30 protein-coding genes are annotated in these 26367 nt (G+C 71.5%); 14 read left to right on the top strand and 16 right to left on the bottom strand.

Annotation, left to right across the window (positions count from 1 at the left end; genetic code table 11):
* The first annotated feature begins 10 nt into the window (after positions 1–10).
* The 6 genes from H5965_RS08010 (at position 11) to H5965_RS08035 (ending at position 4428) form a co-directional block, all read left to right on the top strand.
* Complete coding sequence (locus H5965_RS08010) at positions 11–712, top strand: ESX secretion-associated protein EspG (RefSeq protein ID WP_310968710.1); 702 nt, start codon at positions 11–13, stop codon at positions 710–712.
* A gap of 72 nt (positions 713–784) precedes the next feature.
* A complete protein-coding gene (locus H5965_RS08015; protein ID WP_310968711.1) occupies positions 785–1279 on the top strand; it encodes a hypothetical protein in 495 nt (164 codons plus the stop codon).
* Positions 1279–1833, top strand: coding sequence for a DUF3558 family protein (locus tag H5965_RS08020; RefSeq protein ID WP_310968712.1), 555 nt, complete (start codon positions 1279–1281; stop codon positions 1831–1833). The genes H5965_RS08015 and H5965_RS08020 overlap by 1 nt, the downstream gene beginning before the upstream one ends.
* Positions 1776–3260 (top strand): hypothetical protein, encoded by a 1485-nt coding sequence (locus H5965_RS08025; RefSeq protein WP_310968713.1) that lies wholly within the window; start codon positions 1776–1778, stop codon positions 3258–3260. Before H5965_RS08020 ends, H5965_RS08025 begins: the two co-directional genes overlap by 58 nt.
* A gap of 47 nt (positions 3261–3307) precedes the next feature.
* Entirely contained in the window at positions 3308–4054 is a 747-nt protein-coding gene (locus H5965_RS08030) for a PhzF family phenazine biosynthesis protein (RefSeq protein ID WP_310968714.1), read from the top strand.
* Positions 4054–4428: a YccF domain-containing protein gene (locus H5965_RS08035; RefSeq protein WP_310968715.1), complete on the top strand. Its 375-nt coding sequence runs from the start codon at positions 4054–4056 to the stop codon at positions 4426–4428. The genes H5965_RS08030 and H5965_RS08035 overlap by 1 nt, the downstream gene beginning before the upstream one ends.
* Here H5965_RS08035 and H5965_RS08040 read toward each other — a convergent pair.
* Together H5965_RS08040 and H5965_RS08045 are read right to left on the bottom strand one after the other, a co-directional pair.
* Positions 4425–5225 carry a metallophosphoesterase family protein gene (locus H5965_RS08040; protein ID WP_310968716.1) on the bottom strand — a complete coding sequence of 267 codons (801 nt, stop codon included), beginning with the start codon at positions 5223–5225 and terminating at the stop codon, positions 4425–4427. The two genes, H5965_RS08035 and H5965_RS08040, sit on opposite strands and share 4 nt — an antisense overlap.
* A 37-nt stretch (positions 5226–5262) precedes the next feature.
* The gene (locus H5965_RS08045; RefSeq protein WP_310968717.1) at positions 5263–6057 is read right to left on the bottom strand and encodes an HAD-IIA family hydrolase; all 795 of its coding nucleotides are present in this window, start codon (positions 6055–6057) and stop codon (positions 5263–5265) included.
* 190 nt (positions 6058–6247) lie between these two features.
* Here H5965_RS08045 and H5965_RS08050 point away from each other — a divergent pair, with 190 nt between their 5' ends.
* On the top strand, positions 6248–8026 hold the full coding sequence (locus H5965_RS08050; protein ID WP_310968718.1) for a multicopper oxidase domain-containing protein: 1779 nt from the start codon (positions 6248–6250) through the stop codon (positions 8024–8026).
* A 10-nt stretch (positions 8027–8036) separates the two neighbouring features.
* Here H5965_RS08050 and H5965_RS08055 read toward each other — a convergent pair whose 3' ends face one another.
* The 5 genes from H5965_RS08055 to H5965_RS08075 form a co-directional block, all read right to left on the bottom strand.
* On the bottom strand, positions 8037–9104 hold the full coding sequence (locus H5965_RS08055; protein WP_310968719.1) for an ATP-binding cassette domain-containing protein: 1068 nt from the start codon (positions 9102–9104) through the stop codon (positions 8037–8039).
* The gene (locus H5965_RS08060; RefSeq protein WP_310969661.1) at positions 9101–9865 is read right to left on the bottom strand and encodes an ABC transporter permease; all 765 of its coding nucleotides are present in this window, start codon (positions 9863–9865) and stop codon (positions 9101–9103) included. The genes H5965_RS08055 and H5965_RS08060 overlap by 4 nt, the downstream gene beginning before the upstream one ends.
* A 61-nt stretch (positions 9866–9926) precedes the next feature.
* Complete coding sequence (gene modA / locus H5965_RS08065) at positions 9927–10736, bottom strand: molybdate ABC transporter substrate-binding protein (protein WP_310968720.1); 810 nt, start codon at positions 10734–10736, stop codon at positions 9927–9929.
* Positions 10733–11137, bottom strand: coding sequence for a TOBE domain-containing protein (locus H5965_RS08070; protein WP_310968721.1), 405 nt, complete (start codon positions 11135–11137; stop codon positions 10733–10735). The genes modA and H5965_RS08070 overlap by 4 nt, the downstream gene beginning before the upstream one ends.
* Positions 11138–11170: 33 nt before the next feature.
* The gene (locus H5965_RS08075; protein ID WP_310968722.1) at positions 11171–11650 is read right to left on the bottom strand and encodes a MarR family transcriptional regulator; all 480 of its coding nucleotides are present in this window, start codon (positions 11648–11650) and stop codon (positions 11171–11173) included.
* Between the two features lie 137 nt (positions 11651–11787).
* On the opposite strand from H5965_RS08075, the gene moaA reads away from it, so the two are divergent.
* From moaA to H5965_RS08090, 3 genes are all read left to right on the top strand, one after another.
* Positions 11788–12795, top strand: coding sequence for a GTP 3',8-cyclase MoaA (gene moaA, locus H5965_RS08080; protein WP_310968723.1), 1008 nt, complete (start codon positions 11788–11790; stop codon positions 12793–12795).
* A gap of 10 nt (positions 12796–12805) precedes the next feature.
* Positions 12806–13057: a MoaD/ThiS family protein gene (locus H5965_RS08085; RefSeq protein WP_310968724.1), complete on the top strand. Its 252-nt coding sequence runs from the start codon at positions 12806–12808 to the stop codon at positions 13055–13057.
* 973 nt (positions 13058–14030) lie between these two features.
* Entirely contained in the window at positions 14031–14666 is a 636-nt protein-coding gene (locus tag H5965_RS08090) for a transglycosylase family protein (RefSeq protein WP_310968725.1), read from the top strand.
* Positions 14667–15056: 390 nt separating this feature from the next.
* Here the strand turns inward: H5965_RS08090 and H5965_RS08095 are convergent, their stop codons facing one another.
* Both H5965_RS08095 and moaC read right to left on the bottom strand, forming a co-directional pair.
* The gene (locus tag H5965_RS08095) at positions 15057–15977 is read right to left on the bottom strand and encodes a molybdenum cofactor biosynthesis protein MoaE (protein ID WP_310968726.1); all 921 of its coding nucleotides are present in this window, start codon (positions 15975–15977) and stop codon (positions 15057–15059) included.
* Positions 15974–16444: a cyclic pyranopterin monophosphate synthase MoaC gene (gene moaC, locus H5965_RS08100; RefSeq protein ID WP_310968727.1), complete on the bottom strand. Its 471-nt coding sequence runs from the start codon at positions 16442–16444 to the stop codon at positions 15974–15976. Before moaC ends, H5965_RS08095 begins: the two co-directional genes overlap by 4 nt.
* A gap of 80 nt (positions 16445–16524) precedes the next feature.
* On the opposite strand from moaC, the gene H5965_RS08105 reads away from it, so the two are divergent.
* Both H5965_RS08105 and H5965_RS08110 read left to right on the top strand, forming a co-directional pair.
* Positions 16525–16791 carry a type II toxin-antitoxin system Phd/YefM family antitoxin gene (locus H5965_RS08105; protein WP_310968728.1) on the top strand — a complete coding sequence of 89 codons (267 nt, stop codon included), beginning with the start codon at positions 16525–16527 and terminating at the stop codon, positions 16789–16791.
* Positions 16779–17189 carry a PIN domain-containing protein gene (locus tag H5965_RS08110; RefSeq protein WP_310968729.1) on the top strand — a complete coding sequence of 137 codons (411 nt, stop codon included), beginning with the start codon at positions 16779–16781 and terminating at the stop codon, positions 17187–17189. Before H5965_RS08105 ends, H5965_RS08110 begins: the two co-directional genes overlap by 13 nt.
* A gap of 665 nt (positions 17190–17854) precedes the next feature.
* Here the strand turns inward: H5965_RS08110 and H5965_RS08115 are convergent.
* A complete protein-coding gene (locus tag H5965_RS08115) occupies positions 17855–19243 on the bottom strand; it encodes an NAD-dependent malic enzyme (RefSeq protein WP_310968730.1) in 1389 nt (462 codons plus the stop codon).
* Positions 19244–19348: 105 nt separating this feature from the next.
* Positions 19349–19528, bottom strand: coding sequence for a hypothetical protein (locus tag H5965_RS08120; protein WP_176174556.1), 180 nt, complete (start codon positions 19526–19528; stop codon positions 19349–19351).
* A 90-nt stretch (positions 19529–19618) separates the two neighbouring features.
* On the opposite strand from H5965_RS08120, the gene H5965_RS08125 reads away from it, so the two are divergent.
* Together H5965_RS08125 and H5965_RS08130 are read left to right on the top strand one after the other, a co-directional pair.
* Positions 19619–21856: a helicase-associated domain-containing protein gene (locus H5965_RS08125; RefSeq protein WP_310968731.1), complete on the top strand. Its 2238-nt coding sequence runs from the start codon at positions 19619–19621 to the stop codon at positions 21854–21856.
* A 56-nt stretch (positions 21857–21912) separates the two neighbouring features.
* On the top strand, positions 21913–22473 hold the full coding sequence (locus H5965_RS08130; protein WP_310968732.1) for a hypothetical protein: 561 nt from the start codon (positions 21913–21915) through the stop codon (positions 22471–22473).
* Here H5965_RS08130 and H5965_RS08135 read toward each other — a convergent pair.
* The 5 genes from H5965_RS08135 to H5965_RS08155 all read right to left on the bottom strand — a co-directional run bounded on the left by H5965_RS08135 (position 22470) and on the right by H5965_RS08155 (position 26359).
* Positions 22470–23717: a DUF742 domain-containing protein gene (locus tag H5965_RS08135; RefSeq protein ID WP_310968733.1), complete on the bottom strand. Its 1248-nt coding sequence runs from the start codon at positions 23715–23717 to the stop codon at positions 22470–22472. The genes H5965_RS08130 and H5965_RS08135 overlap by 4 nt on opposite strands.
* A 6-nt stretch (positions 23718–23723) precedes the next feature.
* Complete coding sequence (locus H5965_RS08140) at positions 23724–24140, bottom strand: roadblock/LC7 domain-containing protein (RefSeq protein WP_043776340.1); 417 nt, start codon at positions 24138–24140, stop codon at positions 23724–23726.
* Positions 24141–24506: 366 nt separating this feature from the next.
* The gene (locus H5965_RS08145; protein WP_043776338.1) at positions 24507–25115 is read right to left on the bottom strand and encodes an ATP/GTP-binding protein; all 609 of its coding nucleotides are present in this window, start codon (positions 25113–25115) and stop codon (positions 24507–24509) included.
* Positions 25096–25875, bottom strand: a complete 780-nt coding sequence (locus H5965_RS08150) for a DUF742 domain-containing protein (RefSeq protein ID WP_310968734.1) — start codon at positions 25873–25875, stop codon at positions 25096–25098. Before H5965_RS08150 ends, H5965_RS08145 begins: the two co-directional genes overlap by 20 nt.
* Before the next feature lie 25 nt (positions 25876–25900).
* Entirely contained in the window at positions 25901–26359 is a 459-nt protein-coding gene (locus tag H5965_RS08155) for a roadblock/LC7 domain-containing protein (RefSeq protein ID WP_310969662.1), read from the bottom strand.
* Positions 26360–26367: the final 8 nt, after the last annotated feature.

Consider the following 26367-nt stretch of genomic DNA (forward strand, 5'->3'; position numbering starts at 1 on the left):
GCTCGCGGACGTGCCGGAGGAATTCTCGCTGGGCTTGACGGAGGTCGCCGCCGCGATCCGGCGCACGGGCCTCCCGGCGAACTGGCACCCGTTCGAGATCCGCAGCCCGGGCCACACGCTGGAGGAGAACGAGCGCATCCTGGCGGCGGCGTGGGACGCGATGCGCGAGCGCGGCCTGGCGGGGCCGGAGAAGCTGGACATCGAGGTCGAGCAGACACTCCGGGCGTGGACCCAGCCGGACGTGCTGATCATCGTCCGAGCGGCCGAGGTGACGGACGCCCGCCAGGTGTTCTACCGAGCAGCGATCGGCCACGGCCTGGGTGTGTTTTCGGAGCTGGCGGGTGAGGAGATCCTGTTCGCGCAGACGCGGCCGGACAGGCTGGTCGACCTGGTGGTCGGCATGCTGCCGAGCTACCGGCCGGTGCCGCTGGCGGAGCTGGCGTTCGTCGCGCCGGGCACCCGCGAAGACGCCGCCGCGGCGGCGGAGTTCTCAGCCTGGCCCCTGCACCGCTACGGCACGTTCGAGCTGTCGGCCCGCCAGGGCCAGGGCGCACTCCACCCGATCGGCGCAGCCACGTTCATCGACAACGACGGCGGCCGGTTCGTCATGTTCAACGAGCCGCTCCCGGGCCACGAAACCCGCGTGCGATTCACCCCTTCGGATGGTTCTCACCTGCGGAACTGGCTCCTCGACCGTGGCCGGAACCACTGACACCGCCGGTTCGTCACTAGTACAGTGCGAAGGGACCACGCAGGGTGGTCCCTGGACGACGGGGAGGGCGTCATGGGCGGATCGCAGTTCGGCGCACCGGGGTCGTTCACACCCCCACCGGCAGCCGGCGACGCCGGGACGAACTTCCTGTCAGGCCTGCTCGAGGGACCGGCGGACTCGGAAGCGGCACAGCGGGTAAGCGAGGGCGGCCACCACCTGAAGTCCCTCGCCGAGGGCGGCCAGTTCGCGGTCAACGAAGAGGGCTTCCAGGCGTACATGAAAGCCTGCGACTTCTTCCTCGATGGTTACAACAGCATGATCCGCGAGGTATTCGTCCTGGCCAACCCGGCTCGGATGGGGGGTGGCGAGTACGCCAAGGCCGTGGCGGAGTTCAACGTGAAGGTGGCGAACGGCGACGAAGAGTCGCTGATCCCCAATCTCATCAAGATGCGTGACGGTGTCCAGCAAGCACGCGAAGCCATGATCATCGCTCGCAAGAATTACCGCGAGACCGAGGAAGCGCACAGCATGACGTTCGCCCAAATGAACAAGGGGCTGCAGGAGTAGTGACCGCGCGAGGCATCAAGATAGTTCTTGCCATTGCGGCTCTCGCCGGAGGCCTCGCGGGCTGTGCGAGCGAGGTCGGAGGCCAGGCGGCTCCGAGCTCGCAGGCAGCGGGAACGACCACGCCCGCGACCGGCGACCCGGACAATCCGTTCGCGGGCCTCAGTCCCTGCGCCATTCTCGACCAGGTTCTCGCGGAGCAAGGCTTCCCTCCGGCGACTCCGACGCTCGCGGACTCCAAAAACGGCTGCGGTACCAAGAAGCCCACGTCCGGCAACGTCCAGTCCGTGGATGTCGCACTGGTCCTCCAACCCGGCGGGAACTACAGGGACAATGTGAACAACCCAGGCCAGGCCAGCGAGGGGAAAGTCAACGGGCGCCCCGCAATCGAGGAGCAAGAGCCGCAGCACTCGTCGGGCCAATGTTCGATTCGCTTCCAGGTGAAGCAGAATTCCCGGGCTCTGCTGGTGCTCAGCTCGGATCTTGATACTGCGAGCGCATGCAAGCAGGTCGAAGACATCGCTGCGAAGGTCGAACCGCTACTGCCGAAGAACTGAGACGGAGTCCAGCCATGAGTCAGCCGCACCGGGCGCAGCACCGCCAGTCCGAGGGTGACTACTACGCGGCCACCGAGCAGAAGCTTCAAGGCAACGAGGACGCACAACACCTCTCGCAAAAGGCCGCGTCGGACTACTCGGTCGCGCAAGGGAAACTCCTGCAAGAGGGACAGACCTTGCGGAGTGATTCACCGGCTCCTGGCGAGAACTACGCGAACAGCCCGCACGAAGTGCTCTACGACATGGTCCACAAGGACCTCGACATCGAGGGCATCAACGACCGCAGCCGGGTGGCCAATGTCTACGGCAACTGGCTTGCCGATGCCTCCAACCAGTTCCGCGATGCGGCGACCGCCGCCGGGGGGTCTTGGCAGGGGCCCGCGGCCGAGCAGGCGAACACCTTCTTCCAGAGCACCGCCGGCCACACCGAACAGACCGGCAACGCCATGCAGCTGGTCTCCAACCACTACTCGCAGCAGTCGGCGGCGGCCCACTACGCCAAGACCAACATGCCCGAGCCCACCGGCTTCAACCAGCAAGCCGAGATGGACAAGGCCCGGCAACAGTACGAATCCGGCAACCTCATCGGGATGAACACGACGATGGTCGGCATCCAGGCCAAGCAGCAGCAGGCCGATGCCGCTCATCAGCAAGCCGTTCAGGTCCTGCAAGGTCTTGACTCCACCTACCACGAGACCGCCAGTACCCAGCCCACCTACACCCCGCCTCCTCAGCTCGGGCAAGGTGACTCCACCTCGGTCAGCGGGTTCCACGGCACCGGCAGCGCCGGCTTCACCGGCACCCCCACCATCGGCGGCGGGACCGGCGGGACGACCGGCACCTTCGTCCCCGGCGGACCGGCCGGCACCGGCGGGGCAGGAGTGCCGGGAGGGCCGGGCGGTCCGGCACCCACCCCACCGCCCACCTACGTGCCCCCCGGGAGCAGCAGCGGCACCGGCACCTTCAGCGGCAACACCAACTTCCGCGTCGCCCCCGCGGCCGGCACCTTCGGCCGGGTGACGCCCGACGGGCTCGCCTTGCCCGGGACCACCGCCGGTGGTGGCTCGACGACCAGCGGGGACACCGTCCGCGGGAAGAGCGCCGGGCGGGCCGGCTCCGGGTTCGCCGGGTCGCGGGTGTCCGGGAGCGCCGGCAGCGCGGACAGCACCAAAGATGGCGCCAAGGAAGGCGCCAAAACCGGCAGCAAGACCGGCGAACGGCTCGAGCGCGGGGCGACCGCGGCCGCCGCGGCCAAGGGCAAAAGCGGCACCGGGGCCGCCGCTCCGGGGGCGGCCGGGAAAAAGAAGGAAGACGACAAAGAACACAAGAACAAGTACGCCGTCGACGACGAGGTCTTCGATCTCAAGCCCGAACGCGGGCCCGACGGCGAAAAGGTCGTCAAGCCGACCATCGGGGAGACCACCTAAGGGACAGACCCGAGGGAAACCCGAAATAGCCCGGCTACATTGGTGACATGCGCTTCTTCATCGTCGACGCCTTCACCGATCGCGCCTTCTCCGGGAACTCCGCCGGGGTCGTCCTGCTGGACGAGCCCGCCGACCCCGCCTGGATGCAGGCCGTCGCCGCCGAGATGAAGCACGCCGAGACCGCTTTCTTCGTCAGAAAGACGAAGTCGCTCCGGTGGTTCACCCCCGCCGTCGAGGTGGCCCTCTGCGGGCACGCCACCCTCGCCGTCACGCACGTTCTCGGCGGGGAACAGACCTACGTCACCAAAAGCGGCGAGCTGCGCGCCAAAGCCGAAAACGGCTGGGTCGAGATGGACTTCCCCTCCGACCCGCCGCGCCCCACCGACGACGACCTGTCCGAGATCCTGCCCGGAACCGAGCTCATGTACACCGGCCGCGGCGTCGAGAACCTCTTCGCCGTCGTGAAAGACGCCGAGACGGTCCGCGCCCTTGAACCCGACCTCGGCCGGCTCAAGGACACCTGGACCGGACGGCTCCTGGTGACCGCGCAAGGCGACGAAACGGACTACGTGAGCCGCTTCTTCGCCCCCGGCGTCGGCATCGACGAAGACCCCGTCACCGGCTCCGCGCACTGCATCCTCTCGCCCTACTGGTCCGAACGGCTGAGCCAGAAGGAACTCACCGGCGAGCAAGCCTCCTCCCGCGGCGGCATCGTGAAAACCCGCCAGGACGGCGACCGCGTCCACCTCGCCGGCCAGGCCGTCACCGTCCTGAGCGGGGAGCTGCACGTCTGATGCGCACGCTGCTGAACATCATCTGGCTCGTCCTGTGCGGCTTCTGGATGGCCGTCGGCTACCTGATCGCCGGCGTCATCTGCTGCATCCTGATCGTCACCATCCCGTTCGGGCTGGCGTCGTTCCGGATCGCGCGCTACGCCTTCTGGCCGTTCGGCCGCACCATCGTCGACCGCCGGGACGCCGGCGCCGCCTCGTGCGTCGGGAACGTCGTCTGGTTCGTCTTCGCCGGGTGGTGGCTGGCGCTCGGGCACGTCTTCACCGGCATCGCGCTCTGCATCACGATCGTCGGCATCCCGCTCGGCATCGCGAACTTCAAGCTGATCCCGGTGTCGCTCGTGCCGCTCGGCAAGGAGATCGTCGAGATCGCCTAGGACTCCGGCGAGAACGGCAGCTCGACCACCAGGCACGGCCCGCCGACGAACAGGCCGCCGTCGACGCCCAGCGCCTTGCCGCCCGCGTACAGGAACGGGCCCTCGATCTGGGTCGGGTGGATGCCCAGCTGGTCGGCGATGACGCTGTGCCCGTGCACGATCCGCGTGCCGCCGAGGGCGTCCATCAGCTTCTGGGCGTTTTCCTCGCCGTCCGGGCCGCGGAAGGCGTAGCGCGTCGTCATCCGGCGCCAGACGTCCCACCACGCCTCGATGTCGCTGCCCTCGAGGATGTCGCGAGCCGCCTCGTTGATCTCGTCGACCGACGAGCCCCAGTCGAGGTACTCCAGCGTGTCCGAGTGCAGGAGCAGGTGATCGGCGGCGACAGCGGCCAGCGGGCGCGCGGTCAGCCACTCGATGTGCTCGGGGGTCAGCCGGTCCTGGTCCGAGAGCAGGCCGCCGTTGATCTCCCAGCTGCGGGCGAAGCTGCGCGGGCCGAAGTCCGACGGGACCGGCTCGTCGCCGAAGTGGTACATCCCCAGCGCGAGGATCTCGTGGTTGCCCAGCAGCGTCTGGACCTGGCCGCCGGCCTCGGCCGCCTGCGCCTCGAGCCGCATGACCAGGTCGATCGCGCCGACGCCGTCCGGGCCGCGGTCGACGAAGTCGCCGAGGAACCACAGCTGGTCCTCGCCGCCGGACCAGTTGTCCTCCTCGTCGACCAGGCCTTCGGATCTCAGCGCGTCGGCGAGTTCGTCACGGTGGCCGTGGACGTCGCCGACGACGTACGTCGACTTGCTCATCCGCTGACGATATGCCCTGTGGCCAGCCGCCTCGCGGTCAGCCTTCGCCGAACGGGTCCTGGGTTCGCCCGATCAGGTCGGCGATCGAGTCGATCACCAGCGTGGGCCGGTACGGATAGCGTTCGGCCGACTCCGGGGTGGATATGCCGGTGAGCACCAGGATGGTCTGCAGGCCGGCCTCGATGCCCGAGTGCACGTCGGTGTCCATCCGGTCGCCGATCATCAGCGTCGACTCCGAGTGCGCGCCCAGCCGCCGCAGCGCCGAGCGCATCATCAGCGGGTTCGGCTTGCCGACGTAGTACGGCGAGCGGCCGGTGGCCTTCTCGATCAGCGCCGCGACGGACCCGGTGGCCGGCATCGAGCCCTCCAGGCTGGGGCCGGTCGCGTCGGGGTTGGTCGCGATGAACTTCGCGCCGCCCTCGATCAGCCGGATCGCGCGCGTGATGGCGCTGAAGCTGTACGTGCGGGTCTCGCCCAGCACGACGTAGTCGGGGTCGCGCTCGGTCAGCACGTAACCGACCTCGTGCAGCGCCGTGGTGAGGCCCGCTTCGCCGATGACGTACGCCGAGCCGTTCGGCCGCTGCGACGAGAGGAACTTCGCGGTCGCCAGGGCCGAGGTCCAGATCGACTCCTCGGGGATGTCGAGCCCGGTGCGCTCCAGCCGCGCCCGCAGGTCGCGCGGGGTGTAGATCGAGTTGTTCGTCAGCACCAGGAAGTCGATGCCGTTCGCCTTCAGCTCGGCGAGGAACTCGTCGGCCCCCGGGACGAGGTGCTCCTCCTTCACCAGGACGCCGTCCATGTCGGAGAGGTACGTCCAGCGGCGTTCGCTCATGGTGCGGAACCTATCACGCGCGCGAGACACCTGCGTGATACGCCGAAAAGGGCTACAGTTGAAATTGCCGGTATCGCGAGGGGAGTCGCGTTGCCGGCCACCGAGGGGGTTCGGGGGAATACTTTTCGACGTCGACGGCGTGCGCGCCGCCGCGCAATTCTTCCTGCCCCCGTTCCGAAGGGGGAGAATCATGACCGAAATCATCGAGTGCCCGGCAGCGGCCGAGCCGATCACCGGGCCGAACTGGGGACTCACCAAGTTCCTCGACCCACTCCGCATTCCACCAGTGTTCCGGCCACGCGGCCGGGAAACGATCACCATTCCGATGGTGACCAAGCGGCAGCGGCTGCACTCGGAATTGCCCGAAAGTACGTTGTGGACGTACGCGGGACATTTCCCGGGTCCGACGATCGAAGTGCGCAGCGGCCGGCAGCTGCGGATTTCGTGGTCGAACGAAATCGACGGCGCGTTCCCGCTCGTCGCCGTTCAGGGCCCGTTGGCGAGCGCGCCGACCAGCCGGCCGGGCCGCGAACTGGACAAGGAGGGCTATTCGATCGTCGAGGGCGTCGCCGACCTGCCCGCGTGGACGGTCGTCCACCTCCACGGCGCGCGCACCAACGCCGGCAACGACGGCTGGGCGCACAACGCCGGCCTCGAAGGGACGTCCCAGCTGGCCGAGTACCCGAACCGCCAGCCGGCGATGCCGCTCTGGTACCACGACCACGCCATGGCGATCACGCGCTTCAACGTCCACACGGGCCTGGCCGGGCTGTACCTCATCCGCGACGACGAGGAGGACGCGCTCGGCCTGCCGCACGGCGACCGCGAGATCCCGCTGATCCTGACCGACCGGAACCTCGACACCGACCCGGCGACCGGCGCGCTCACCGGGCAGCTGCTGTTCAAGTTCCCGGTCATCCCCGGTGGCCCGGCGATCCCGTTCTCGGGCCCGTTCAACCTGGTCAACGGCGTGATCTGGCCGCACCTGGAGGTCGACCCGCGGTGGTACCGCTTCCGGCTGCTCAACGCGGCAAACTCGCGGTTCTACACGCTGAACCTGGTCGACGAGGACAACAACCCGGTGAACGACGCCGTCCGCCTGATCGGCACCGACGGCGGCCTGCTGCCGGCACCGGCGCCGCTGCCCACCGGCGGTCTGGCCGTCGCCCCGGCCGAGCGCTTCGACGTCCTCATCGACTTCAGCCGCTTCCCGGGGCGGAAGCTCAAGCTGCGCAACGCCGACCCGCGGCTGGGCGGCGTCGAGCCGGACCTGATGGAGTTCCGGGTCGACGGCCGGCCCCGGCACGACCCGTTCACGCTGCCGGAGAAGATCTCGACGTCGTACGTCCGGCTGCAGCACGGCACGACGCTGCCCGAGGACCACGACCACGTCTGGGTCGCGCTGCTGCTCAACCAGGCGAGCCACCCGGAGATGTGGGACCTCGAGCAGGTCGAGGCGGACCCGGGCGGCGAGGGGATCATCCAGCTCCAGGACCCGAACGGCGGCCTGAAGACGTTCCGGATGGTGGGGCGGATCTTCGACGACACCACCGGCGTCTTCATCGACCACGACCGGTGGGCGGTGTGGAACATCCTGCACGTGGCGAACGGCGGGCCGGCCCACCCGATCCACATCCACCTGACGGAGTTCCAGGCGCTGTTCCGGCGGCGCTTCACGACGACGTTCGACCAGGCCGGCGCGCGGACGACGACGCCGATCGACGGCTTCACCGACGTCCCGCTGGAGAAGTACGAGGAGGGCTGGAAGGACACGATCATCGTGAACCCCGGCCAGTGGGTGAGCGTCGCCGGGCAGTTCGGCGGTGGCACCGGCGAGTTCATGTACCACTGCCACATCCTCGACCACGAGGACGAGGGCATGATGCGGCCGTTCGTCGTGCACCCGCCGGCGGTGGCCAAGTTCCACGTCCACCCCGGCGGCGGCCACCACCACGACGACGCGGCCTGATCCCCGCCGGTCAGGAGGCCGCGGCCGGGTGGATCGCCACGGTCGCGGCCTTCACCGAGAGCGTCACCGCCGAGCCGGGCTCCAGGGCGAGCTCGGCGACGGCGGCCGGGGTGAGGTCGGCGGTGAGGCCGTGGGCCCAGCCGCCTGCCTCGGCCCGGACCCGGATCACCGGCCCGTGCGGCTCCAGGGCCGCGACGACGGCGTCGGCGGTGTTGCGCGGGCTGCCGCGGTGCTCGCCGTCGTGCGGGTAGACGGCGACGGCGTTCGGCGCGAACACCGCCACCGCGGGCTCGCCCGGCACCACGTCGGCCGCCGGGAGGCCGCTGACGACCTCGCCGGACGCCGTCCGCAGCCCTTCGGTCACCGCGGTCCCGGCCACGAGGTTCAGGCCGGCGATCCGGGCGGTGAACGCCGTCCGCGGGGCCGAAAGCACCTCCCGGGTCGGGCCGCGTTCGACGATCCGGCCGTCGTTCAGCACCGCGACGTGGTCGGCGAGCGCGAGCGCATCCAGCGGGTCGTGCGTGACGAGCACGGTCGTCGGCCCGGTCTTGAGCACCCGCCGCAGCAGGCCGCGGATCGCCGGCGCGGCGTCGACGTCGAGGGCGGCGAAGGGCTCGTCGAGCAGCAGGAGATCCGGTTCGGCGGCCAGGGCCCTGGCGATCGCGACGCGCTGGGCCTGCCCGCCCGACAGCTGTCCCGGCCGCCGGTCGGCCAGCGCGACGGCGTCCACTTCGGCCAGCCAGTAGAAGGCGCGCTCGCGGGCGGCGCGGCGGCCGGCGCCGGTCGAGCGCGGCGAGAAGGCGACGTTGTCCGCCGCCGAAAGGTGCGGGAAGAGCAGAGCGTCCTGGGAAAGCAGGCCGATCCCGCGGCGGTGCGGCGCGACGCCGGCCAGCGCGCGGCCGGCCACGGTGATTTCCGCCGCCGCCGGCGTGATCAGCCCGGCCAGGCAGCCCAGCACCGTCGACTTCCCCGAGCCGTTGGGGCCGAGCAGGGCCAGCACGGTTCCGGCGGGCACGTCGAGGTCGACGTCCAGCGAAAACGAGCCGCGGACGGCGGCGATCCGGGCGGTCAGGCTCACCGGAGGCCGCCTTCCCACGAGCGCGGCCGCGCGACGGCGATCACGACCACCGCCACGACGATGAGCAGCAGCGAGAGCGCGACGGCGCTGTCGATGTCCACTTCGGCCTGCGTGTAGACCTCGAGCGGCAGCGTGCGCGTGACGTCTTCGAGGCTGCCGGCGAAGGTGATCGTGGCGCCGAACTCGCCGAGCGCGCGGGCGAAGCTGAGGACGACGCCGGAGCCGAGCGCGGGCAGCAGCAGCGGCAGCGTGACGCGCCGGAAGACGGTCCACGGGCGCGCGCCGAGGGTCGCGGCGACCTGCTCGTAGCGGTCGCCGGAGCCGCGCAGCGCGCCTTCGAGGCTGACGACCAGGAACGGCATCGCGACGAACGTCTGCGCGATGACGACGGCGGTCGTGGTGAACGGGACGGACTCCCCGGTCAGCGCGGTGATCAGCGCGCCGAGGAAGCCCTTGCGGCCGAGCAGGTAGAGCAGCGCGAGGCCGCCGACGACCGGCGGCAGGACCAGCGGCAGCAGCACGATCGAGCGCAGCAGCCGGACCCCGCGGAAGCGGGCCCTGGCCAGCACGACGGCCAGCGGCACGCCGAGCAGCACGCAGGCCAGTGTGGACAACGCGGCCGTGAGCAGCGACAGCCGCAGCGCGTGCCACGACGACGGCGTGGCGATCAGCGACGGCAGCCGCGTCAGGTCCGAGCGGACCAGGAGCCCGACGACCGGGAGGACGACGAGGGCCAGCGCGAGGGTGGCCGGGACGGCCAGGACCCACGGGACGCGCGAACGGCCGGCCGGGACGGATCCCGGCCGGCCGTCGGAGGACCGCTTACTGCGCAGGGCCGAACCCGACCTTGCTCAGCTCGGTCTTGCCTTCGGCCCCGAGGACGAAGTCGTCGAACTCCTTGGCCAGCGCGCTCTGGCCGCCCTTGACCACGGCGATCGGGTAGCTGTTGACCGCCTGGGCCGCCTCGGGGAAGTCGACCTTGTCGACCTTGCCCGCGGCCGACGTCGTGTCGGTGACGTAGACCAGGCCCGCGTCGGCGTCACCGGAAGCGACCTTGTTCAGCACCTGCTTGACGTCCTGCTCTTCGCTCTTCGGCTTGAGCGTGACGCCGGTCGCCGTCTCGACCTTCTTGGTCGCCGAACCGCACGGCACCTGCGGGGCGCAGGTGATCACGGTCAGGCCGGCCTTGTTCAGGTCCGCGAAGGACTTGATCCCCTTGGGGTTGCCCCGGGCGACCGCGATGGCGAGCTTGTTGGTCGCGAAGACCGTCGGCCGGCCGTCGATCACGCCGCCCTGGACGGCCTTGTCCATGTTGGCCTGGTCGGCCGAGGCGAAGACGTCGGCCTTGGCGCCGTTGGTCAGCTGCTGGACCAGGCCGGACGAGCCCGCGAAGCTGAACTTCACGGTGGTGCCGGGGTGCTTGGCTTCGAACGCCTTGCCGAGCGCGGTGAACGACTCGGTGAGCGACGCGGCGGCGAACACGGTCAGCGTGCCGCCGCCGGCGTTCGCGGCCCCCTTCGGCGCGGGCGCGGTGACGGACGACCCGCCGGTCTGCGTGCTGGGCTCGTCCGAGCTGCTGCACGCGCCCGCGAACAGGGCGACGGCGGCCACAGCGAGGGCAAGTTTCTTCATCGACTTCCTTCCGGTGTTTCCACCACGACAGTGGTCGCCTTGACCACCGCGACCGCGAGCACGCCGGGGCGCAGGCCCAGCTCGCGGACGGCTTCCGTACTCATCAGGGACACCACGCGGTGCGCCCCGCACTGCAGTTCCACCTGGGCCATCACCTTGTCGGCGATCACCTCGGTGACCAGCCCCACGAACCTATTGCGGGCGGACCGGCCGACCGCGGACGGGTCGTCGGGCGCGGCGGCCTGTGCGCGGGCGAACCCGGCGAGCTGGGCGCCGTCCACGACCTTGCGGCCGGCGGCGTCGTCGGTCGCGGTCAGCTGCCCCGCGCGCACCCACCTCCGGACGGTGTCGTCGCTGACGCCGAGCAGGCGCGCGGCCTCGGACAACCGAAATTGCGGCATGCCGCAGACATTATCTCCGCAGTTGAGGAAAAGCTATGCGGGGCGCGAATTGCCCATGACTTCGGCGCGCAGCTGTTCGAGGATGACATTCTGATAACGCTCGATGGCTTTTCGCTCGGCCGGGGAGAACTGCGCGAGCGTCTCGCGGAGGGTGTCGAAGGCCGACTCGAAGAGCGGCGCGAAGCGCTCCTCCGCTCCCGGCACCACCTCGACGAGCACCTTGCGGCGGTCTTCGGGGTCCCGCACGCGGCGGACCAGGCCGACCTTCTCCAGCCGGTCGACGACCCCGGTGACCGCGCCGGTGGACAGGCCGGTCAGCCCGGCGATCCGGCCGGCGGTGAGCGGTCCGCCGGCCTGGATGACCAGGTCGAACGTCTTGTGGTCGGTGCCGGACAGGCCCATCCGCTCGGCGATCCTGGCGTGCCGCAGGACGGTGAAGGTGCTGCCTTGCCTGCCCAATTCCGCGAAGCGGAAGAGTTCCTCTTCGGTGACCGGGTAAGTCTTTTCCGTCACGAGCCCTCGTTAGTTCGTCCACTGAACCACTCACTGCGCAAAGTATCCTAGTCGGCGTTCGGAGAGCTACTCTGTGCGTAATGACAGCAGTGGATCTCGGGTTTCCTCGCGTCCCCGGTACACGAGGGTCATCTCGCGTGCCCAGGCCCGAGAACCCCCATCTCATCGACACCTTCGGCCGGGTGGCCACCGATCTGCGGGTTTCCCTGACGGATCGGTGCAACCTGCGCTGCACCTACTGCATGCCCGCGGAAGGCCTCGACTGGATGCCGGGCGAACAGGTGCTGACCGACGACGAACTGGTCCGGCTGATGCGGATCGCCGTCGAGCTGCTCGGCGTCACCGACATCCGGCTCACCGGCGGGGAACCGTTGCTCCGGCCGGGCCTCGAGGACCTCGTCGCGCGGATCACGGCGTTGTCGCCCCGGCCGCGGTTGTCCATGACCACCAACGGGATCGGGCTGGCCCGCCGCGCCGCGGGCCTCGCCGAGGCGGGGCTGGACCGGATCAACGTCTCGCTCGACACGGTCGACCCCGAGCTGTTCAAGACGATCACCCGCCGCGACCGGCTCTCGCACGTGCTCGCGGGCCTCGCGGCGGCGCGGGACGCCGGGATGTCGCCGGTCAAGGTCAACGCCGTGCTGATCCGCGGGCTCAACGAGACCGAAGCCGTGCCGCTGCTGAAGTTCTGCCTCGACGAGGGCTACCACCTGCGGTTCATCGAGCAGATGCCGCTGGACGCCCAGCACGGCTGGAACCGCGGCGAGATGATCACCGCGGCCGAGATCCTCTCGATGCTGGCGTCGTCGTTCGAGCTGACGCCGGCCTCGGAGGCGCGCGGCGGGGCGCCCGCCGAGCGCTGGCTGGTCGACGGCGGCCCCGGCGACGTCGGCGTGATCGCGTCGGTGACCCGGCCGTTCTGCTCGGCCTGCGAGCGGACGCGGCTGACGGCCGACGGCGCGGTGCGCTCCTGCCTGTTCAGCAACGACGAGACGGATCTGCGGTCCCTCGTGCGCGCGGGCGCGCGCGATGAGGAGGTGGCGGACGCCTGGCGGGCGACGATGTGGGGCAAGCTCGCCGGACACGAGATCAACGACGCCGGGTTCGCGCAGCCGATCCGGCCGATGAGCGCGATCGGCGGTTGAGGTGGCGACGGTGACCATCGTAGTGCGGTACTTCGCTTCGGCGCGGGCCGCGGCGGGCGTGGACGAGGAGAAGGTCCAGCTGCCGGACGGGGCGTCGGTCGCCGACGCGGTGGCCGAGCTGGCCCGCCTGCACCCTTCTTCCCTGCCGCGGATCCTCGACGCGGTCAGCTACCTCCTGGACGGCATCGCGGTCCGCGACCTCACCCGCCCCCTGCGGGACGGCGCCGAGCTGGACGTCCTCCCTCCCTTCGCCGGCGGCTGACCCGCCCGCGGACCCGCGTGATCGCAGGGTCGGCACGCGTGATCGAGCAGCCGACACGCGTGATTGAAGGGTCGACACGGCCCAGGCAGGCCGCCACGGCGTGTCGTCCTCCTGATCACGCGTGTCGTCCCTCTGATCACGCGTGTCGACTCTCCAAGCACGTGGGCCGGGGGGTTGGTCCATCCGGCGGAGGGCCGCGGACTTCGGCTTCCCTGTAAAACGGCGACCGCTCGGGTACGGCGGCCGACCGCTCGGCGACCGGCTTTCCGGCGCCCGGCGTGGCGCGTCACCGATTCCGGGCGTTCGCGAGAAGCTGACCGCGACCGGCCACCACGCCTTCCGGTGACCTGTTTCACCTGGTCCGTCGCCCTGCGTCGGTGTCGGCTCGGGGATGTGGCCGCCGTCACCGCTCCGACCGGGTCGGGAAACCCCACGAACAGGTGGGACTGCTGTGACTCTTGGGGCAACTGAGGCAGGATTGTCAAGTCTGGCGACCTGCCGGTCAGGCCCATAAGATGCGCGCTCCAATCGCGATCCGGACCGCGCGAATGGCCCATTCGCTGCCCGAAACACGTGATGCAAGCCTCACGATCCGTGTTTTATCTCGGGGAGGAAACGGGCAGATAACGGCCGCCTGACCTGCACAAACAGGCATATCGACAGGGGTTGCGTGCCGTTACTGTGACGTAGGTCACGCCCCGAATAATTTCCGATCACGGCCATCGTTACGTACCGTCGCTTTTCGGTTGGCCCCGACCGACCGAAGCAAGACCGGGAATCCGTAGCGCCTAGCCCTGTCCGACGGATCCCCGGACCCATACCCCGAGCGAAAGCATTTCCGGACAGGGACGAGGGGACGACGAAGACGCGCCGTGCGTCGGACTCGCCTGCCGGCCTGGGATGGCCGGCGCCAGGACCCCGATCCTGACCCTCACACCGGTTCGTAGGCGCTGGGAAACCGAGAAGCATCCAAATGTCTTACCGAGGCAAGCACCGCAAGATGTCCGCTGCCACCCGCACCGTCGCTCGCGTCGCCATCGCGGGCATCGCGGTCGGCGCTCCCCTCGCGATCGCCGCGACCCCCGCGTCGGCGACCAACTGGGACGCCATCGCGCAGTGCGAGAGCAGCGGCAACTGGAGCACCAACACCGGCAACGGCTACTACGGCGGCCTGCAGTTCTCGCAGAGCACGTGGAAGGCCTACGGCGGCACCGGCAGCGCGGCGAACGCTTCCCGCGAGCAGCAGATCGCCGTGGCCGAGCGCGTCCTGCAGGGTCAGGGCATCGGCGCCTGGCCGGTCTGCGGCAAGAAGGGCGGCAGCGGTTCGTCGGCCCCCAAGGCCACCGGCAAGGTCACCAAGAAGGTGACCCCGAAGAAGAGCACCTCCGCGCCCGCCCCGAAGAAGGCGGCCCCGGCTGCCCCCGCGGCGACCGGCGTGAGCAGCTCCAACCCGGCCGGTGACTACACCGTCGTGGCGGGCGACACCCTGTCCAAGATCGCCAAGCAGTTCAACGTCCAGGGCGGCTACCAGAAGCTGCAGGAGCTGAACGCGAAGTACATCCCGAACGCGGACCTGATCCTCGTCGGGCAGAAGATCGCCACCAAGTGACGATCACGCAGTGATGCGCGAGTCCGGCCTCGAGCCGTGACCTGAAAGGGCTCCCACCGCCGATCCCCCGGGCGGTGGGAGCCCTTCACGCGTTTCCGGGGCGCCGGAACTGTCGGTCCCCGCCGGTAAGCTGGATACCGGGGGCCGGAGGCCAAGCCTCCTGTCACGCAGGCGCCCCGCCGCGGACAACTCGCTGGGTCAAGCCGGCTGCCGCAGGGTCGCCCCGACGCGGACATGCTCGCCGCCGCACAGCCGCCTCATCTCTTTCAGACTGGCCGGGAACCCTTCAAGGCGCTCAGCGCCCTCTCAGCGCCCCTCAAGGGTGCGCAAACCGGCCTCAGCCCGGCGAACCGGACAGGACCACTCAAAGGCGCCCTCAGCGCGTCCGGATCACGGCGAATTGACCCACTCGTCCGTGCCGTCGGTGAAGTGCTGGTGCTTCCACACCGGCAGCCGCGCCTTGACCTCGTCGACGAGCTCCGAACACGCCGAGAACGCCTGCCCGCGGTGCTCCGCCGCCACGGCGCAGGCCAGCGCGACGTCGCCGATCGTCAGCGCCCCCAGCCGGTGGCTCACGGCCACCGCGCGGACGCCGGTCCAGCGCGCCGACAGGTCCGCGACGACGTCGGCGATCACCTGGCTCGCGCTCGGGTGGCCCTCGTACGTCAGGTCGCGGACGCCCTTGCCGCCGTCGTGGTCGCGGACCACGCCCGCGAACGTCACCACCGCGCCCGCCGCGTCGTCCTCGACCAGGCGGGCGTGCTCCTCGACCGACAGCGTCTCCTCGGTCACCAGCGCCCGCGCGACCCGCACCTCGGGCGCCGGAGCGGAGGTGCGCGGGTGGTCGCCGCCCGCCAGCTGGTCGACCGCGTGCTCGAGGATGCCGTCCAGCACGCCCAAGCCGTCCTTGACGCCGCCGCTGGAGCCCGGGAGGTTCACCACCAGGGTCCGGCCCGCCACGCCCGCCAGGCCGCGCGAAAGCACCGCCGTCGGCACCTTCGGCAGGCCGGCCGCGCGGATCGCGTCCGCGACGCCCGGCAGCTCGTGGTCGAGGACCGCGCGGGTGACGTCCGGGGTGCGGTCGGTCGGCGAGATGCCGGTGCCGCCGGTGGTGAGGACCACGGCGACGCCGTCGGCCAGCGCCGCCCGCAGCGCGACGCCCACCGGGTCGCCGTCCTCGACGACGACCGGCGCCGGCACGTCGTACCCGCGGTCGGCCAGCCAGTCGGCGATCACCGGGCCGGTCTTGTCCTCGTAGACGCCCTTCGCGGCGCGGTTGGACGCCACGATCACGCGCGCGCTGCGCTTCACGGCCGCTCCCAGGTTCCGGTCTTGCCGCCGTCCTTGCGGAGCAGGCGGACCTCGTCCAGCGTCGCCGCCGGGTCGACGGCCTTGATCATGTCGTGCAGCGTCAGCCCGGCGACGGCGACCGCGGTCAGCGCCTCCATCTCGACGCCGGTGACGTCGGTGGTCTTCGCCGTCGCGCGGATGCCGACCTCGGCCTCGCCGAGGACGAACTCGACCTTGACCCCGGACAGCGCGATCTGGTGGCACAGCGGGATGAGGTCGGGGACGCGCTTGGCGCCCATGATCCCGGCGATGCGCGCGGTGGCGAGGGCGTCGCCCTTGGGGAGGCCGTCGGTGGCCAGCAGCCGCAGCACCTCGGCGGTGGTCCGCACGGTGCCGGCGGCGAGCGCGGTGCGCGCGGAGGCGGTCTTGCCGGAGACGTCGACCATGCGGGCGGCGCCGGTCTCGTCGACGTGGCTGAGTTCACTCACGAGCCGAGGCTACTTCCACCATCGGGGGACAATGCGGCGGCGGCGGTGTTCAGAACCCCGGAATCTGATAATCTGATTCCGTGATCGAACTGACGGCATCGGAAGCTTCCCGGTCGTTCTCCGCGGTGCTCGACGAAGCGGAGAAGGGCGAAACGGTCGTCGTCACCCGCAACGGCAGGCGGGTGGCGCTGATCGTGCCCGCGCCGCGCGCGAACGGCGCCGAGGTGTGCGCGGTGTTCCACCGCTGGGCGGGAAAGCTCGAGGTCGGCGGCGAGTTCGAGGAGAACGTGACGAAGGTCCGCGAGACGGCGTCGGCGGAGCTGGACGGTGACCCGTGGCGCGACTGATCCTCGACACCGGCATCCTCGTCGACGCCGCACGGCAACGGCTGCCCGCGGGAGCGATCGGCGACGAGGACGACGTCGCCGTACCGGCCCTGGCGATCACCGAATACGAGGTCGGGCTGCGGCTCGACCCGAACCCGGCCCGCCGGGCGGCGCACAGTGCGTTTCTGGCGGAGTTCTTGGCGGTGACGCCGGTGGTGGACTACACGACGAGTGTCGTCGAGCACCACGCCGAGCTGCTGACCCACCTCCAGCGCACGGGGCAGGCCCGCGGCGCCCACGACCTGATCATCGCGGCGACCGCCCGGGCCACCGGCCGCACGCTGGTGACCACGGACGGCCGGGCCCGGTTCGAGGAACTTCCGGAGGTCGAGGTGAGGCTGTTGGAGCGGATCAGCTGAGGCTCGGCGCTCCGCGAGTGCGGCATTCCCGGGGGACGTCCGTCGGTCAGCGACGGCGGGTGCGGGTTCGCGGCGGTCAACGCTCGGCGGGCACGGCCGCCGGGAGGGCGCGCGCCCGGTGGGGCATCCGCCGAAACGCACGCGCCCAGGCCCCGCGGCGGCTGGCCCACCACCAGGTGACGACCGCGGCAGCCTGCCCACCGACGGCCAGCCCGCCGCCGGGGACGCCACCTCCGGCAGCCGCCCACCACCGTGCAGCGACAGCCGCCTGCCGCCGAGCAGCCGGAGCCGCCCACCGGCGTGCCGCGGCAGCCGCCCACCGCCGTGCCGCGGCAGCCGCCCACCGCCGTGCCGCGGCAGCCGCCCACCGCCGTGCTGCGGCAGCCGCCAACGGGCGGCAATCGGAACCTTCTGCCGGGAGCCGCCACCGCAGCAGCCGCCCCGATGCCGGGCAGCCACCACCACCGTGCAGCGGCAGCCGCCCCGATGCCAGGCAGCCACCACCGTGCAGCGGCAGCCGCCCCACCGCCGGCAACCGGAGCCGCCTGCCGACGGGCAGCCACGCAGCAGCCGTCCCGATGCCGGGCAGCCGCCACCGCCGAGCAGCCGGAGCTGGCAGCCGCCCGATGTCGGGCCGCCGCCGCGGGCGCGGATCACCCCGAGGCTCAGCGCTCCGCGAGCACAGCCTTCCGGACCGCCTCGGCCACCGCGGGCGCCACCGCGCTGTCGAACACGCTCGGCACGATGAACGACGCGTTCAGCTTGCCGTTGTCCACCACGTCCGCGATCGCGTCCGCCGCGGCCAGCAGCATCGAGTCGTCGATGTTGTGCGCGTTGGCGTCCAGCAGCCCGCGGAACACGCCCGGGAACGCCAGGACGTTGTTGATCTGGTTCGGGAAGTCGCTGCGGCCCGTCGCCACCACCGCGGCGTGCTTCTGGGCCTCCAGCGGGTCGATCTCCGGGTCCGGGTTGGCCAGGGCGAAAACCACCGCGTCCGGCTTCATCGTCGCCACCTGCTCGGCTCCGAACAGGTTGGGGGCCGACACGCCGATGAACACGTCGGCGCCCACCAGTGCCTCGTGCAGGGTGCCGCTGACCTGCTCCTTGTTCGTGTGCGACGCGATCCAGGCCAGGTTGTCGTCGAGGTTGCCGCGCGCCGGATGCACGATGCCGTCGATGTCCGCCGCGACGATGTCGCCCGGGTTCTTCTGCAGCAGCAGGCGGATGATCGCCGAGCCGGCCGCGCCGACGCCGCTGACCACGATCTTGCAGTCCTCGATGCTCTTGCCCACCACGCGCAGGGCGTTGCGCAGCGCCGCGACGACCACGATCGCCGTCCCGTGCTGGTCGTCGTGGAACACCGGGATGTCCAGCTGCTCGCGCAGGCGCTTCTCGATCTCGAAGCAGCGCGGGGCCGCGATGTCCTCGAGGTTGATGCCCGCGTACACCGGGGCCAGCGCCTTGGCGATCAGGATGATCTCCTCGGTGTCCTGGGTGTCCAGGCACACCGGCCACGCGTCGACGTCGGCGAACTTCTTGAACAGCGCCGCCTTGCCCTCCATCACCGGAAGCGCCGCGGCCGGGCCGATGTTGCCGAGGCCGAGCACCGCCGAGCCGTCCGTCAGCACCGCGACGGTGTTGCGCTTGATGGTCAGCCGGCGGGCGTCCTCGGGGTTGGCGGCGATCGCCTGGCAGACGCGGGCCACCCCCGGGGTGTAGGCGCGGGAGAGGTCGTCACGGTTGCGGAGCGCGACCTTCGGCGTGACCTCGATCTTGCCGCCGAGGTGGATCAGGAACGTCCGGTCCGAAACCTTGCGGACGCGGACGCCGGGCAGCGAGTCCAGCGTCTGGGTGATGTCGTTCGCGTGGTTCTCCGACAGCGCGTTGGCGCTGATGTCGACCACGATCGAGTCGGAGTGGGACTCCACGACGTCGAACGCGGTCAGCACGCCCCCGACGCGCCCGACGGCCGCGGTCAGGTCACCGGCCGCCGTGACCGAGGCCGGGGCCTCCACCCGGACGGTGATCGAATATCCGGGACCGGGAACCGGCATGGTACTACCCCCGTGGTGGGAAAGGTGGGCTGGGACGGGAGGAAACCTACTCCCGTGACCGCCCTCACGAGGGGCCGATACCGGTACTGACCAGTAACTATGCGGTCAGCGGTTGATCTCGGTCTCCGGGTGCACGTAGGGCACCGTGTCGAGGGGGAAGGTGATGTCGCCGAACGGCGACAGCGCGCCCTGGCGGTCGGACGCGAGCTCGGTCACCGGGTGCTCGCCGGCCTCGCCCGGCCAGGTCGGGTCGACGCCCTTGTGCTTCTTCTCACCCTTGGCCACAACGTCCTCCACAGCCGCACGACGGTCTTACGCAGACAGTCTGCCTGAGGCCCGGCAGCGAAGCGCAACCGCCCGGTACCCTGGTCTTCTATGCCCGCGACCTCTTTGGCGGACTGGCTGCGTGCGGAGTCCGACGACGCACTCGCAGAGCTGCTCCGCACGCGGCGCGACCTGTCCACGCCCCCGCCCTCCGACAGCACGGTGCTGGCCACCCGGGCCGGCACGCCGGGCTCGGTCGCGCGCGCCTGCGAGGACCTCGACACCTTCACCCTCGCCGTGCTCGAAGCCTGCCTGCTCGCCGGCGCGGACCGCGACCCGGTGCCGGTCGAAGACGTCGCCAAGCTCGTCGGCGCCGACATCGCCGCGCCGCTGGCGTGCCTGCGCGCGCGGGCGCTGACCTGGGGACCCGACGACGCCCTGCGCGTGCCGCCCGCGGCCCGGGAGGCGCTCGGGCCGTTCCCGGCCGGGCTGGGCACCTCTTCGCCGGCGCTGGCCGGTGAGGACCTCGGCGCGCGGCTCGCCGAGCTGTCCGACGACGAACGCGGCGTGCTGACCGCCCTCGCCGCCGGCCCGCCGATCGGCCGCACCCGCGACGCCGGCCTCGACCTCTCGCTGGAGAAGGCCGAGACGCCGGTGCAGAAGCTGCTCGCCCGCGGCCTCCTGCTGCGGCGCGACGACCAGACCGTCGAGCTGCCGCGCGAACTCGGCATGGCGGTGCGCGGCGGGGCGTTCGCGCCCGGCACGCTCACCGAGCCCGAGCTGCCGGTCCACCCGCACCAGCCGTCCACTTTGGACGAGGCGGCGGCCGGTGAGGCGATGGAGTTCCTGCGCCACACCGAAGCCCTGCTGCGCGCGTGGTCGGCCGCGCCGCCGCCGGTGCTCAAGTCCGGCGGCCTGGGCGTGCGCGAGCTGAAGAAGCTTGCCAAGGACCTCGAGATCGAAGACACGCAGGCGATCCTGGTGGCCGAGCTGGCCGTGGGCGCCGGGCTCGTCGCCGACAGCGAAGCGTCCGTCCCCGAGTGGGTGCCGACGACGCTGACCGACTCGTGGCTCGCGTCGCCGACCGCGCAGCGGTGGATGACGCTCGCCCAGGCGTGGCTGGAGCTGCCGCGGCTACCCGGGATGGCCGGCGGCCGCGACGCCAAGGACAAGCCGATCGCGCCGCTGTCGGAGGACCTGCGCCGCCCGCTGGCGCCGGTCGCGCGGCGGCGGATCCTCTCCGCGCTGGCCGACCTGCCCCGGGGCGCCGGCGTGAAGAGCGTCGACGAACTGGTCGCCGTGCTGGCCTGGCGGGCGCCGCGCCGGGGCGGGCGGCTGCGGGACGAGACCGTCCGCTGGACGATGGCCGAAGCGAGCGCGCTGGGGATCGTCGGGCTCGGCGGCGTCACGACGGCGACGCGCGCGCTGCTCGCCGAGGACCGGCCGGGCGCGGTCGAGACGATCCTGGACGCGCTGCCCGCGCCGGTGGACCGCGTGCTGCTGCAGGCCGACCTGACGGTCGTCGCGCCCGGGCCACTGGAACCGGAGCTGGCGGCGGAAATCTCCGCCACCGCCGACGTCGAATCGGCCGGGCACGCGACGGTCTACCGGATCACCGAGGCGTCGGTGCGGCGCGCGCTGGACACCGGCCGCACCGCCGACGAGCTGCACGCGCTGTTCAAGACGAAGTCGGCGACGCCGGTGCCGCAGGGGCTGAGCTACCTGATCGACGACGTCGCCCGGCGGCACGGACGGCTGCGCGGCGGCGTCGCGGCGTCCTTCCTGCGCTGCGACGACGAGGCGCTGCTGGCCGAGGTGCTGGCCCACCCGGTCGCGGCGGAACACGCGCTGCGGCTGATCGCGCCGACCGTCGTGATCAGCCCGGACCCGCTGCACGAGGTCCTCGCCGCGCTGCGCGGCGCCGGGTTCGCCCCGGCGGCGGAAGGCCCGGACGGCCGCGTGGTCGACATCCGGCCCGGCGGCCGCCGCCTGCCGGCCAAGGCCCGGGCGGCCCGCCGCAGCCCGGGCGAGCAGGCGGTACTGACCGAGGACCAAGCGGCCCGGATCGTGTCCAACCTCCGGGCGGGCGACGCGGCTTCGGCCCGCCGCCGCGGTTCCGCGGTGCGCGCGCCGGTCGGCGGCGGCGCGGACACGTCGGCGACGCTCGAACTGCTGTCCCGGGCGACGCTGGAGCGCCGCGAGGTGTGGATCGGGTTCGTGGACTCCCGGGGCACGGCGAGCCAGCGCGTGGTCCGGCCGGTGCGCGTCGGCGGCGGGGTCCTCGAAGGCGAGAACAACGAGCGCTACTCGCTGCACCGGATCACGTCCGCGGCGCTCGTGGAGGACTGACGCCGGATCCGGTGAATCCCCCGCCGGACCGTCCGGGCCGGTGGTAGGCCTGGATCATGAAGCAGGGAACGCGGGTCACGGCGCTGGTGGCCGCGGCGGTGGTGAGCGGCACGGGCTTCGCCGTGGCGGGCCACTCGGCGTACACCGTCCGCGGGACCACGCACATCGCGAAGCCGGACGTCGATCTCGAGCTCGGGCCGGGCCGCGCCGAGCTGGACACCGGGCCCGGCACCTTCTCCGGGACGATCACGCTGCCGCCGGTCGAGGTGACCCGGTCGCTGCCCGGCGTCGGCCGGGTCAGCGGGACCGTCACGCTCGGCCCCGGCCACGCCGACGGCTCACTCTCCGGCGGCTTCTCCGGCGCGGCGACCTGGGCGGTGGCGCTCTCCGACGTCCGCGTCGGCGGCGTGGCCTACGACGTCGGCGACGAGTGCCGGACGGCCGAGCCGCTCACGACCGAACTGACGTCGGACGACTTCGCGGTCGGCACGGGCGGGCGTCTCGAAGCGACCTACGCGATCGGGGCCTTCGAGAACTGCGGCTCGGCAACGCCGATGATCAACGCCGTCATCCCGGGTCCGGGCAACACCCTGGTCCTGGACCTCGCCGGCGGTTAGAGGGCGCGCAGGCCGGCCAGGACGCGTTCCATGAACTCGCGGGACGACCGGTCGCCGAGGATCAGCTCGGTCTGGTGGATCAGCACCAGGCCGATGTCGGCCATGTCGCCGACCAGCACCTTCACCACGCCGAGGGGCAGCCGCAGGTGCGCGGCGATCTCGGCGACGGACCGGGTGTCCAGGCACAAGTCGCAGATCCGGCGGTGCTCGACCGAGCGGACCCCGCGGTAGCGGCGCCCGTCATCGGACGTCGAGACGAGGGCCTCCAGCGCCAGGTTGTGGTCGGACCGGGTGCGGCCGCCGGTGCGGGTGTACGGGCGGACCCGCGATCCGGGGGACGCGACGGGCACCGGGCTCACCACCCGGGCCGGCTCGTTCCAGGCCGGGTCCTCCCACGGTTCCGGGTTCGGGATCCAGCGGGTCTCCGGGTCCGGCGGCGGCGTCCAATCGGCGGGCGGCGGGGCCCACGCGGGCGGGGGTGCCGCCTGCCGCGACACCGGCGGGGCCACCGGGTGCGGCCGCGAGACCGGGGCCGGTGGCCGCGGCGCGGGCGGGCGGGGTGCGGGCGGCCGCGGGCCCGACCGCTGGTGGCTCGGCGGAGCGGGCGGGCGGGCGCCGCGCGGCGGAGTCCACGCGGGCTCCAGCGGCGGGGGTTCCGGTTCGAACCGCTCGTCGTCCTGCCACTCGGGCTCGACGGGGTCGTAGCCGTCATCGGCCACGACGGGCGAGTGGGTGCCCTGGTAGCCGAAGGGGTCCGGAAGGGGCGGCTCGTCGCCGGACTCCGGCGCGCGGCGGTTCTGGTAGCCCCCGAACGCCGGGCGGGCGGGCTCGTCGCCGGAGAAGTCGGGCGCGCGCCGGGTCGGGAAGCCGCCAGGCTCCGGGCGGGCGTAGTCCTCGCCGGCCTCCGGAGAGCGCTTGCCGTGGTAGCCCGTGGGGTCGCGGCGGTCGTCCTCACCCGCGTACGAGCGCGAACGCCTGGCCCGCCGCCCCGTGGGCTCGTCTTCGACAGGTTCGGGGGCGACGTACTCTTCCTCGTCGTCGGCCGAGGAGCCCCACTCGCGGGTGTCCTCGTCCGTGTAACCCTCCGCGTCCGGCTGTGGGCGCGACGGCTTGCGCTTCGGCATGATCATCGACAGCGTCGACATGTCGAACTTGCTGGGCGAATCGAAACCCTCGCGCTCGGTGCCGCGGTGCAGTGCGTCCCAGCCGCTGGAGTCCGGATCGTCGAATCCCGAAATCCTCATCTCGCCCTACCCACGCACGCCACCCTGCAGCTGGGCGCGCAGCTCGGGGGTGATCTGCTGGCCGACCCGCTCCACGAGCAGGGTCATCTCATACGCGACCGTGCCGATGTCGCACGTCGGCGCGGCCAGCACGGCCAGCGACGAACCGTCCGAAACGGACATCAGGAACAAGTAGCCGCGCTCCATCTCCACCACGGTCTGGTTGACGCCGCCCGCTTCGAAGCAGCGCGCGGCCCCCGCGGTCAGGCTGATCAGCCCGGACGCCACCGCCGACAGCTGTTCGGCGCGTTCCTGGGGCAACCCTTCCGACGGCGCCAGCAGCAACCCGTCCGCGGACACCAGAACGGCGTGCGCGGCACCGGGTACCCGGCGGACGAAGTCCGTGATGAGCCAGCCGAACGAACCCTGGCCGGAAGCCGTCACTCCTGCTCCTCCTTGCTCGTGCGGCGTCGCCCGCCGCACCCCGGAGCGCCCGGCACGGCCGGTCGGCGACGCCACGGTAAAGCGTATTCGCACCGCCGGTGGTGTCGAGTCCGCCACCGGCCGGCCGCTGCGCACCCTACGTGTGCACCCGGCCGAGTTCGGCGGCAGCCCGCCCCGCCTCCCCCGTCCGGGGGACACCCCACGGCTCGCACCCGTGCGGCATCGACGCAGGTCAGACCCAGCGCGGCCGGAAGGCCGGGGCCTGGACCGGCCGGCTGCTCCTGCGGACGGTGACGGCGCTCCCCGAAGTGGGTGAAGCCCGCGGAGTTCACTCCAACGGCCGCATCCGGATCGGGGCGTCATGGGCTATCCCGCGCGCAACGCCGAATCGTGCGCGATCGCGTGCTGGACGACCGAGATCAGCACCTGCTTCGCGGACTCGCGCTCGCGCGCGTCGCACGCCATGATCGGGACCGACGGCGCGATGGTCAGCGCGTGCCGGACGTCCTCGATCTGGTGGTGCAGCAGCCGGTCGAAGCAGTTGATGGCCACGACGTAGGGCAGCTTCCGGTTCTCGAAGAAGTCGATCGACGGGAACGCGTCGGCCAGCCGCCGCGTGTCGACCAGCACGACCGCGCCGATGGCGCCGACCGCGAGGTCGTCCCACATGAACCAGAACCGGTGCTGACCCGGGGTGCCGAACACGTACAGCACCAGGTCCGAGTCCAGCGAGATGCGCCCGAAGTCCATCGCCACGGTGGTGGTGGTCTTGTTGGGCGTGGCCGAGGTGTCGTCGTGCCCGACGCTGGCCTCGGTCATCATGGCCTCGGTGGTCAGCGGGTCGATCTCGGAGATCGCCCCGACCAACGTTGTCTTCCCCGAACCGAACCCGCCGGCGACCACGATCTTGGCCGACGAGGTCGGACCCGTCACCTGCGGCGCGTTCGCGTCGGAGTCAAATTCTCCGAAGCCCACTGAGCACCCTTTCCATGAACTCGATACTCGGGCGGTCGCCCACGGTCGGGCTGCTGGAGTGCACCAGCACCAGCCCGAGGCCCGCCACGTCACCAATCAACACCCGCACCACGCCGAGCGGCAGGCGCAGCAGCGCCGCCACCTCGGCCACCGACCTGGTGTCGAGGCACAGGTCGCAGATCGACCGGTGCTCGGGCACCCGGACCCGGTCGAGCATCCGGCCCTGTTCGCTGGTCGAGATCAACGCCTCGATGGCCAGGTCGAGCGTCGCCTTCGTCCGGCCGCGGGTCCGGAAGTACGGCCGGACCAGGCCGGACGTCTCCATCTCCGTCGCCGGCGGCGTGTCCACGTACTCCTGGTGGGCCTGCTGCGGCAGGGCCGCGGCGAACTCACTGGAGTCCGGTCCCGACGAGAAGTCCCGTTCGGCGCTGTACGCGGCGAACTCGTGCGCGTCGTACAGCGGCCCGCTCGAACCGCCGAACAGCTCCGCGCCCGGACCGCCGAGGAGGCGGTCGCGGTACTCGGTGCCGCCGGCGATCGGCCGCAGCGGTTCCTGCCCGGCATTGCTGTCGGTCAGCCAGTTCGGCGGCTCCCGCACGGGGTCGCTGTCGGAGGCCTGCACCCGCCGCGCGCGCCACTCGCGGTCGACGCGATCCCGGAACGACTGCCAGTCCTCGCGGCTTTCGTCCGATTGGTCGGACCACCCGCCGGAGAAGTCGTCACCGAGCCGGCCATCACCCCTCAAGCGCCCGTCGTCCACGGCTCTCTCCTCGGTTCCCAGGTCCTCAGCGGCGGACGGCCGCACCCTGCAGTTGGGCCCGCATCTCCGGAGTCAGCTGCTGGCCGACTCGCTCCACCAGCAAGGTCATCTCGTAGACGACCAGGCCGATGTCACTCTCCGGCGACCCCAGAACCGCCAGGCACGAACCGTCGGAAACCGACATGAGGAAGAGGAAACCGTTGGCCATCTCGACCACGGTCTGCGCCACCGTGCCGCCCTCGAACACCTTGGCCGCGCCGCGCGCGAGGCTGGTGAGCCCCGAAGCCACGGCCGCCAGCTGGTCCGCCCGGTCCTTCGGCAGGCCTCGCGAGGCCGCCAGGAGCAGGCCGTCGGCCGAAACCACGACCGCGTGGGCCGCGCCGGGCACCCGGTGCACGAAATCCGTGATCAGCCAAGCGAAGCTGCCGGCATTGTTCGCCTTGGCATGCGCCTGGCCGTTCGGCACGGAGCCACCCGGCTGCATTGCACCCG

It is taken from the genome of Amycolatopsis sp. 505 (genome assembly GCF_031625235.1).
In the GTDB taxonomy this organism is placed as follows: domain Bacteria; phylum Actinomycetota; class Actinomycetes; order Mycobacteriales; family Pseudonocardiaceae; genus Amycolatopsis.

What these genes read in the sequence shown, in the direction of transcription:
- H5965_RS08015 (WP_310968711.1), top strand. Translation starts at nt 785, where the DNA reads ATGGGCGGATCGCAGTTCGGCGCACCGGGGTCGTTCACACCCCCACCG.
- H5965_RS08025 (WP_310968713.1), top strand. Translation starts at nt 1,776, where the DNA reads ATGCAAGCAGGTCGAAGACATCGCTGCGAAGGTCGAACCGCTACTGCC.
- H5965_RS08030 (WP_310968714.1), top strand. Translation starts at nt 3,308, where the DNA reads ATGCGCTTCTTCATCGTCGACGCCTTCACCGATCGCGCCTTCTCCGGG.
- H5965_RS08035 (WP_310968715.1), top strand. Translation starts at nt 4,054, where the DNA reads ATGCGCACGCTGCTGAACATCATCTGGCTCGTCCTGTGCGGCTTCTGG.
- H5965_RS08040 (WP_310968716.1), bottom strand. Translation starts at nt 5,225, where the DNA reads ATGAGCAAGTCGACGTACGTCGTCGGCGACGTCCACGGCCACCGTGAC.
- H5965_RS08045 (WP_310968717.1), bottom strand. Translation starts at nt 6,057, where the DNA reads ATGAGCGAACGCCGCTGGACGTACCTCTCCGACATGGACGGCGTCCTG.
- H5965_RS08050 (WP_310968718.1), top strand. Translation starts at nt 6,248, where the DNA reads ATGACCGAAATCATCGAGTGCCCGGCAGCGGCCGAGCCGATCACCGGG.
- modA (WP_310968720.1), bottom strand. Translation starts at nt 10,736, where the DNA reads ATGAAGAAACTTGCCCTCGCTGTGGCCGCCGTCGCCCTGTTCGCGGGC.
- H5965_RS08070 (WP_310968721.1), bottom strand. Translation starts at nt 11,137, where the DNA reads ATGCCGCAATTTCGGTTGTCCGAGGCCGCGCGCCTGCTCGGCGTCAGC.
- H5965_RS08090 (WP_310968725.1), top strand. Translation starts at nt 14,031, where the DNA reads ATGTCTTACCGAGGCAAGCACCGCAAGATGTCCGCTGCCACCCGCACC.
- H5965_RS08115 (WP_310968730.1), bottom strand. Translation starts at nt 19,243, where the DNA reads ATGCCGGTTCCCGGTCCCGGATATTCGATCACCGTCCGGGTGGAGGCC.
- H5965_RS08125 (WP_310968731.1), top strand. Translation starts at nt 19,619, where the DNA reads ATGCCCGCGACCTCTTTGGCGGACTGGCTGCGTGCGGAGTCCGACGAC.
- H5965_RS08130 (WP_310968732.1), top strand. Translation starts at nt 21,913, where the DNA reads ATGAAGCAGGGAACGCGGGTCACGGCGCTGGTGGCCGCGGCGGTGGTG.
- H5965_RS08135 (WP_310968733.1), bottom strand. Translation starts at nt 23,717, where the DNA reads ATGAGGATTTCGGGATTCGACGATCCGGACTCCAGCGGCTGGGACGCA.
- H5965_RS08155 (WP_310969662.1), bottom strand. Translation starts at nt 26,359, where the DNA reads ATGCAGCCGGGTGGCTCCGTGCCGAACGGCCAGGCGCATGCCAAGGCG.